This is a genomic window from Lysobacter enzymogenes, assembly GCF_017168095.1.
Classification (GTDB): Bacteria; Pseudomonadota; Gammaproteobacteria; order Xanthomonadales; family Xanthomonadaceae; genus Lysobacter; species Lysobacter enzymogenes_D.
Genome location: NZ_LXSD01000282.1, coordinates 45,173 through 51,951, shown reverse-complemented (window position 1 = coordinate 51,951; position 6,779 = coordinate 45,173). Strand labels below are relative to the sequence as shown.

General features: G+C 70.2%; 6 protein-coding genes. 3 read left to right on the top strand and 3 right to left on the bottom strand.

From position 1 onward, the window contains the following. Positions 1-98: 98 nt before the first annotated feature. Positions 99-467, bottom strand: a complete 369-nt coding sequence (locus A7A76_RS08720; RefSeq protein WP_206410835.1) for an NIPSNAP family protein — start codon at positions 465-467, stop codon at positions 99-101. A 316-nt stretch (positions 468-783) separates the two neighbouring features. On the opposite strand from A7A76_RS08720, the gene A7A76_RS08715 reads away from it, so the two are divergent. Next, positions 784-999, top strand: coding sequence for a DUF6289 family protein (locus A7A76_RS08715; RefSeq protein WP_206410834.1), 216 nt, complete (start codon positions 784-786; stop codon positions 997-999). A gap of 79 nt (positions 1,000-1,078) precedes the next feature. On the opposite strand, the gene A7A76_RS08710 is transcribed toward A7A76_RS08715, so the two are convergent. Continuing rightward, positions 1,079-1,855: a thioesterase family protein gene (locus A7A76_RS08710; RefSeq protein ID WP_206410833.1), complete on the bottom strand. Its 777-nt coding sequence runs from the start codon at positions 1,853-1,855 to the stop codon at positions 1,079-1,081. 509 nt (positions 1,856-2,364) lie between these two features. On the opposite strand from A7A76_RS08710, the gene A7A76_RS08705 reads away from it, so the two are divergent. After that, entirely contained in the window at positions 2,365-2,550 is a 186-nt protein-coding gene (locus A7A76_RS08705) for a DUF6229 family protein (RefSeq protein ID WP_206410832.1), read from the top strand. Positions 2,551-2,720: 170 nt separating this feature from the next. Then, complete coding sequence (locus A7A76_RS08700) at positions 2,721-5,588, top strand: type 2 lanthipeptide synthetase LanM family protein (protein ID WP_206410831.1); 2,868 nt, start codon at positions 2,721-2,723, stop codon at positions 5,586-5,588. Positions 5,589-5,929: 341 nt separating this feature from the next. On the opposite strand, the gene A7A76_RS08695 is transcribed toward A7A76_RS08700, so the two are convergent. Beyond that, positions 5,930-6,235, bottom strand: coding sequence for a hypothetical protein (locus A7A76_RS08695; RefSeq protein WP_206410830.1), 306 nt, complete (start codon positions 6,233-6,235; stop codon positions 5,930-5,932). Positions 6,236-6,779: the final 544 nt, after the last annotated feature.

Genomic DNA, 6,779 nt, shown 5'->3' with positions numbered 1-6,779 from the left:
CGCCGGCGCGCCGGCCGTGGTTCGCGCGCCTGCGTCCGTGGCGGCGCGCCTGAGCTGCGGACGGCGGCGTGCAGGCGCCGGCCGCCGCGGTGGTCGGATCAGTCGTTGTCCAGGCGGTTGCGCGAACGCAGGTCCTCGATGCCCTGCGGCGACAGCCACAGCAAGGTGTTGAGGTAGTCCTGCAGGCAATCGACCAAGGCCTGGCGCGGGCCTTGCCGCCAGGCGTCGGAGCCGTAGAACGCGTCCTGCTGCGCGACCAGCTGCGCGCGGTCGGCGTAGGCGCGGATCAGGCAGTAGCTCTCGTGCTCGTGTCCGGAGCGGACGAAGGCGACCACGTCCATGCCGCTGGCGCGCACCATCGGCAGCGCGGCCGCCATCGCCGCGACGAAGCGCTCGCCGTGGCCGGGCTTGAGCCGGTAGGTGCGGATCTCGACGAGTCGGGCGTTGTCGCGGTCGGTCGGCGGCATGGTGGCGCTCGCAGTGGACGGGCAGGGCGCGCCTGGCGCATTCGCGCGGCGTCGCGCGAAGGACTATACGCCGTCGCTGTGCGGTCGCGGCTCCGGCGCACGGGCCGAAGCGCTATGCGGGCGAACGCGTGAGGCGCGCCGCGCGCGACCGCAACGGGCCGTATATTCACGATGCCGCTCACAGTTCATCTGCGCCGCGCTGCGCGCATGGGAACCCCGACACACTTCGCGCCGCGGCGTTGCAGGCGCTGCGAATCGCCGGGTGTATGGTGCGTCCGCGGCAGTAGCGCCGCGCACCTGTCGAAGGAGAGATTCGATGCACCGCATCAAGCTGATCGCGTTGGGCGTCCTGCTGGCCGCATCCGCCAGCACCGGCGCCGCCACCCAATCGCAGGGTTGCTTCTGCTCGACGATCTACTACAACGACGCCGGCACCGCCGTGGTCGGCGTACGTCAGCCGGCCAGCTGCGGCGACACCGGCTATGGCCCGACGACCAAGAACTACAAGGTGGTCGCCGGCTGCGTCATGTAAGCCGCGCATTCGTTTCGCCACCGGCGCGGCCGCCCGGACGATCCGGGCGGCCGCGTCGTTTTCGTCCGCGCTTGCGGCGTTACTGGTACAGCGCCACCGATTGGCGGCCGGCCAGCACGCGCCGCCCGGATTCGTCCCAGATTTCCATGTCCTGCACCGAATAACCGTGCGCGGCCTGCTGGCTGAAGGAGCGCAGCAGGAACCAGCCGCGGCCGGCGGGCGGGTCGAACAATTCGAAGCTCCAGGCGATCGAGCTGACCGGCGCCATTTCGGTGAAGCTCGCCAGCGCCGCCGGCGGCAGCGCGTCGGCCAGCGCGACCAGGGCCACGGCCGGCGCCACGCCTTCGTCGTCGAGGTGGCGCACCCAGGCGATGAACTCCGGATTCGCCGCGCCCGACACCGGCGCCGATCCGCCGGCCAGGCGCACGTCGAAGTTGCCGAGAAAGCGCGGCGCCAGCTCGTGCACCGGCAGGCGCGGGCATTCGCCGGCCGGCCGCACCTGCGGGCGCTGCGAGAAATCGTGGGCGATGCGGCTGGCGCGCGCGGCGGCGAACACGAACAGCGCGCGCAGCGCGGGCTCGCCGTCGCTGTCGGCGTCGACATCGATCGACAGCGAGGACTTGCCCTGGCGCAGCAGGCGCGGCCGGAAGCGCAGCGCGCCGGAGGCCGGGCCGACGAAGGCGACTTGCGCCGCACGCAGCGGCGGCAGGCCCGCGGGCGCGCTGCCGATCGCGGCCTGCAGCGCCAGCGCCGCGGTCAGGCCGCCATAGACCGTGCGTCCCTGGAACCAGTGCGGCGGCGGCAGGATCCCGGCATCCGGGTCGAACTCTTCGATCAAGCGGGCGAACGAGGACATCGCGAAGCTCCAGGGCGGGGCGGCATCGGTAACTGCATCGGTAACGGCATCGGTAACCGCGGCGGCATCGGCGGCGCGCAGGCGCCGCCTCGCGCATCGCCGCAACGCGAGGATAGCGTCAACGGCGCGAGGCGGGCAGTGTGGTGCGATGCCGCATCGCGCACACGGCCTCGCGCCGGCGCGCGGCGGCAGCGAAGCGAACTGCGGCTGCGCGGCGCCGGACAATCCCGCGCAAGGCGCGCCGCGTAAGGCTGCCGCTCGCCTTTGCGCACTGCGCCGCGCAAAGCGGCCTGCGTGCGCGAGCTGCGTCGATTTGACAGTTGATCGAGCCGCTGCCTAGAGTGCGGCGGTGGTCGTTCCGGCGTTGCGTCGCCGATGTACATTCGCTGCGGCGGACGGCCATGCAGTACAAGCCAAGGCAGTAGAAATCGGTGCCCGGGTGCGGCGGGATTTCGAAACAGGGAACGGCCGTTTGCTGGGCGACATCCAGTAGTCAGGGAGGATTCTCAATGCAAGACAACGATCTGATCAAAGGCTGGCTCACCGGTACCGGCAACGTCGCCGGTTTCGACAATCCGGCCGGTCCGTTGTTCCTGGAAGGCGAAAACGCGGTCGAAGACGCGATGAGGGCGCCCATCACCCACTCCACGTCGGTATCGACCTGTCCCAGCGGCCGTTGCGTCTGCTGCATGTAATGCCGCCTCGCGGCGGGCGGCGCGGCCCGCTCGGGCCCATCGCCGCCCGCCGCAATCCCCGATGAAACCGCCCGCGCAGCCGCCAGCGCCTGCGTAGCTTCGCCGCGCCGCCGTTGCGGCCGCCGCCTGTTTCTCCCAATCGCACCCAGCCCGTACCGAGGTCGCATACGATGGCCGCAAGCCGCATGGACGAGGGCTTCGGCCCGATCATCGACCGCTTCACCGCCGGCGCCGACGCGGCCTTCGCCGCGCGCCTGGCCGCCGCGGCGCAGGACTGGGACGCCGAAGAATCCGCCTTGATCCGCGCCACCGCCGCGCAGGCGCTGTACGCCAACGCGCGGCTCAAGCTCAATCGGGTGCTGGTGCTGGAACTTCACGCCGCCCGCCACAGCGGCGAACTCGGCGAAGGCGACGATGCGCAGCGTTTCGCGCGCTTCGTCGAGCTGGCGCAGAGCCCTGAATTCGCCGCCCATCTGCAGCGCCGCTATCCGCCGCTGCTGGCGCGGCTGCAGCGCGCGCTGGACCAGCACAGCGCCGCGATCCAGACCCTGGTCGCGCGCATCGCCGCCGACCGCGCGCTGCTGTCGCAGTGGACGCGCCGCCCGCTCGGCCGCCTGCTCGGCATCGGCCTGGGCGAGGGCGACCTGCACGACGGCGGCCAGACCGTCGCCCGGGTCGCGTTCGCGGGCGGCAAGCTGATGTACAAGCCGCGCTCGCTGCGCATCGACGCGGCGCTGGACGGCTTCCTCGCCCAGGTGTTCGGCGCGGACGAGCGCATCCGCGTGCCGGACGTGCTCGACCGCGGCGACTACGGCTGGGCCGCGTTCGTCGAACACCGCTATTGCGACGGCGACGCGCAACTGCGCGAGTTCTATCGCCGCCTCGGCCATTGGCTGGCGGTGCTGCGCCTGCTCGGCGGCACCGACATCCATCTGGAAAACCTGGTCGCGGCCGGGCCGGTGCCGCATGTGGTCGATGTCGAAAGCCTGTTCGCGCCGCAGCGTCCGGCCGCGCCCTCGCGCTTTGGGCCGGCCTACGACCTGGCCCAGGAGCTGATCCAGAACTCGGTGCTGCGCACCGGCATCGTGCCGTTCCGTTCGCCGGTGATGGGCTTCGGCCGCGCCGATCTGTCCGCGGCCGGTTCGCTGCCGGGCGAGCAGCCGCAGCTGCAGGTGCCGGTGATCGTCGACGACGGCACCACCCAGGCGCGGGTCGCGATGGTCGAGGCCGAGCTGTCGGCCTCGCAGAACCATCCCAGCCCCAAGCCCGAGGTGTCGCGCTATTGGGACCAGATCAGCGACGGCTTCCTCGACGCGTCGCGCCACCTGCGCGCGCTCGACGCCGACGGCGCGCTGGCGCCGCTGCTGGCCGCGTTCGAAGGCTGCCGCGCGCGCGACGTGCGCCGGACCACCCAGTCCTATGTCGAGGTCGGCCGCATGCTCTGGCATCCGGCCTCGCTGCACGAAGAAGACAAGGCGATCGAGCGTGCGCGCGCGCTGTTCGCGCGCAGCCCGTCGGCGCAGGCGCCGTCGCCGGAGCAGATCGCGGTCGAGATCGACGACCTGCGCTACGGCGATATTCCGGCCTTCGTCGAACCGCTCAGCGCGCAGCGCATCGAGGCCACGGTCGAGGAGTGGCGCGGCATGCGCATCGAGCTGGAGGAAATGATCGTGCGCAGCTCGCTGGTGGTCACCCAGCTCAACAGCGAGACCGACGGGCCGAGCGAGCGCGACAGCCGTTCGCACTACGCCCGCCATCCGCATCGCGACCGCCTCGACCAACGCCGCCGCGCGCTCGCCGCAGACACCGTGCAGCGCCTGCTGCGGCTGTCGGTGCGCGCGCACGACGGTTCGACCACCTGGATTTCGCCGGAGAGTTTCGGCGGCGACGGCTGGCACGTGCAGCCGCTCGGCGCCGACGCCTATTTCGGCCTCGGCGGCGTGGCGGTGGCGCTGGCCGGTTATCGCCACGAGACCGAGCACGGCCGCGCCGACCCGGTCGACGGCGTCGAGGAGGCGCTGGAAGGCGCGCTGCTGGCGATGCGCCGGCAGACCCAGGTCGAAGCCTCGGCGGTGGTCGGCGGCTTCAACGGCGACGGCAGCCGGATCTGGGCCTGGCTGGTCCTGCACGACCTGCTCGGCCGGCCGCAATTGCTCGACGACGCGCGCGCCTGCGCGCAGCAACTCGAACGCGTGGGCTTCGCCGAAGAACCCTTCCTCGACATCACCGGCGGCAGCGCCGGCGCGATCGTGCCGCTGCTGGAACTGGCCCGCGCCGCCGCCGATCCGCGTTGGCTTTCGCTGGCCGCGGACGCGGCGCGGCGGCTGGAGGTGACCGCGCACCGCGACCAGCGCGGCGCGTACTGGCTGTCGCCGGCGTTCCCCGATCCGATCGGCGGCTTCGGCCACGGCGGCTATGGCATGGGCTGGGCGCTGGCGCGGCTGGCGCGCAGCCAGGCCGGCAGCGAGGACGACCGCCGGCGCTGGCGCGAACTGGCCGCGGCCGCGTTCGCGTTCCAGGATTCGCTGTTCGATCCGGCCAGCGGCAACTGGCACGACGTGCGCATGGTCGACAGCGTCAACTTCCCGACCTGGTGCAACGGCGGCGTCGGCATCGGGTTGGCCGCGGCCGACCTGTACGCGCGCGACGGCGACGCCGGCGCATTGCGCGACCTGCGCCGCGCGGTGGCGTTGACGCGCGGGCAGTGGGGCCTCACCCACACCTTGTGCCACGGCGATTTCTCGCAATGGGAGTTGCTGGTGCGCGCGGCCGCGCTGGATCCGCAGGGCTGCGCCGGCGAGCGCGAAGCCGCCACGATGCAGGTGGTGTCGGGAATCGAGGAGCACGGCATCGTCGGCGGCGTCACCCGCAAGGCGTTCACGCCGGGGCTGATGACCGGCCTGGCCGGCGCGGTGCACGGCCTGATCCGCATGCATCCGCAGTGCGATCTGGCCTCGCCGCTGTTGCTCGAATGCCGGCGCCAGCCGGCGCTGCGCGCGCGCGCGCAGGACGACGCGCAGGCGCTGGCCTTGACCTAGGCCGGCGCCGGCGCCCGTTGCGGCGCCGCCTGGCCAACCCAGCCCGCAAACGCGGCGAAGGCGGCTCGCCTCGCTGCGCTCGGCCGTGGCCGCGAAGCGCCGTGCCGATCGGAAACCGTCAGGGCCAAGCGGCGCGCCCTGCCGCGCGCGCATGGGCATGGCACGGGACAGCAGGCATGAAGCGCCTCGGCGCGACCCGCACGCATCCGCGCGTGGCGGAAAGGAACTGCGTCGCAGATCGGCGAGCCCGCAGTAAAACCGAAAACAAATTTCCACATCGATAAACGAATGCGGCACGGTATCGCGATGCGCTATGCGGATCGGGCCGCGAGTGACAAACGTCAATTGACGAAAATATCGCCAATAGATTCCGGCGACAGGTTATCGACAGCGCGCCGCGCGCGTTCGTTCATTCGATTCATTACTGCACGATGAAGCGATCTGTTTGACCTCGTCGCGAAACACTTTCGCAACATGACAAACATCATTCGATGTTTTTCTGCGCGCAGGAAGGCTTCGCGCGAATGGCGGTTTTCCCCAGGGAAAAGCCGGTTTTTTCGCCTGCGTCGATGTGCGCGGATCGTCGTTTCGCAGTTCATGCGACGAGCGCGAGCGAGGATTCGTTCGACGATCCAAAAGAACTTCATTCACTCCTTGACCGAAATCACACGAGCAAATCGGATGGAACAACCAAACCAGAGAGACATCACACAACAGTCGATGCCATCGCTTTATATTTAATTCCGAAGAGCGCAACGTTCCGCATAGAAATGCGTCCTTCGATCGGGGAATTCGCTATCGCGCCCCGCTGCCTACGTGCTCTCGGTAATGCGTTCCCGCCGTCATAACAAGCATTAGATAGACGTCTCATCTTCCGGGCCGCTTCGGCTGAAGCCACCGGTTGTTTTCATGCGCGCCGCGCTCAAGCGCGGATTCATCACGGACCGATCGCCAGCATCCGCATGCTCTATGCACAAGACACCGTCATGTACTGTTGACCGCCACTGAGGCCGCGCTCCGCGCGGCCCTCGCGCATCCATCGCCATCGCTCCGGGGGCATCGCCTCCTGGATTCGTGCGCGCGCTTTTCGGCCGGGCCGCGGTTTTCTCGCGAAAACGCCTGCAAAACGCCGCATTCCGCAACCCGAACAGATCGACCCACCTGTCGCAATCCGCGCTTCCAACCCGTGCG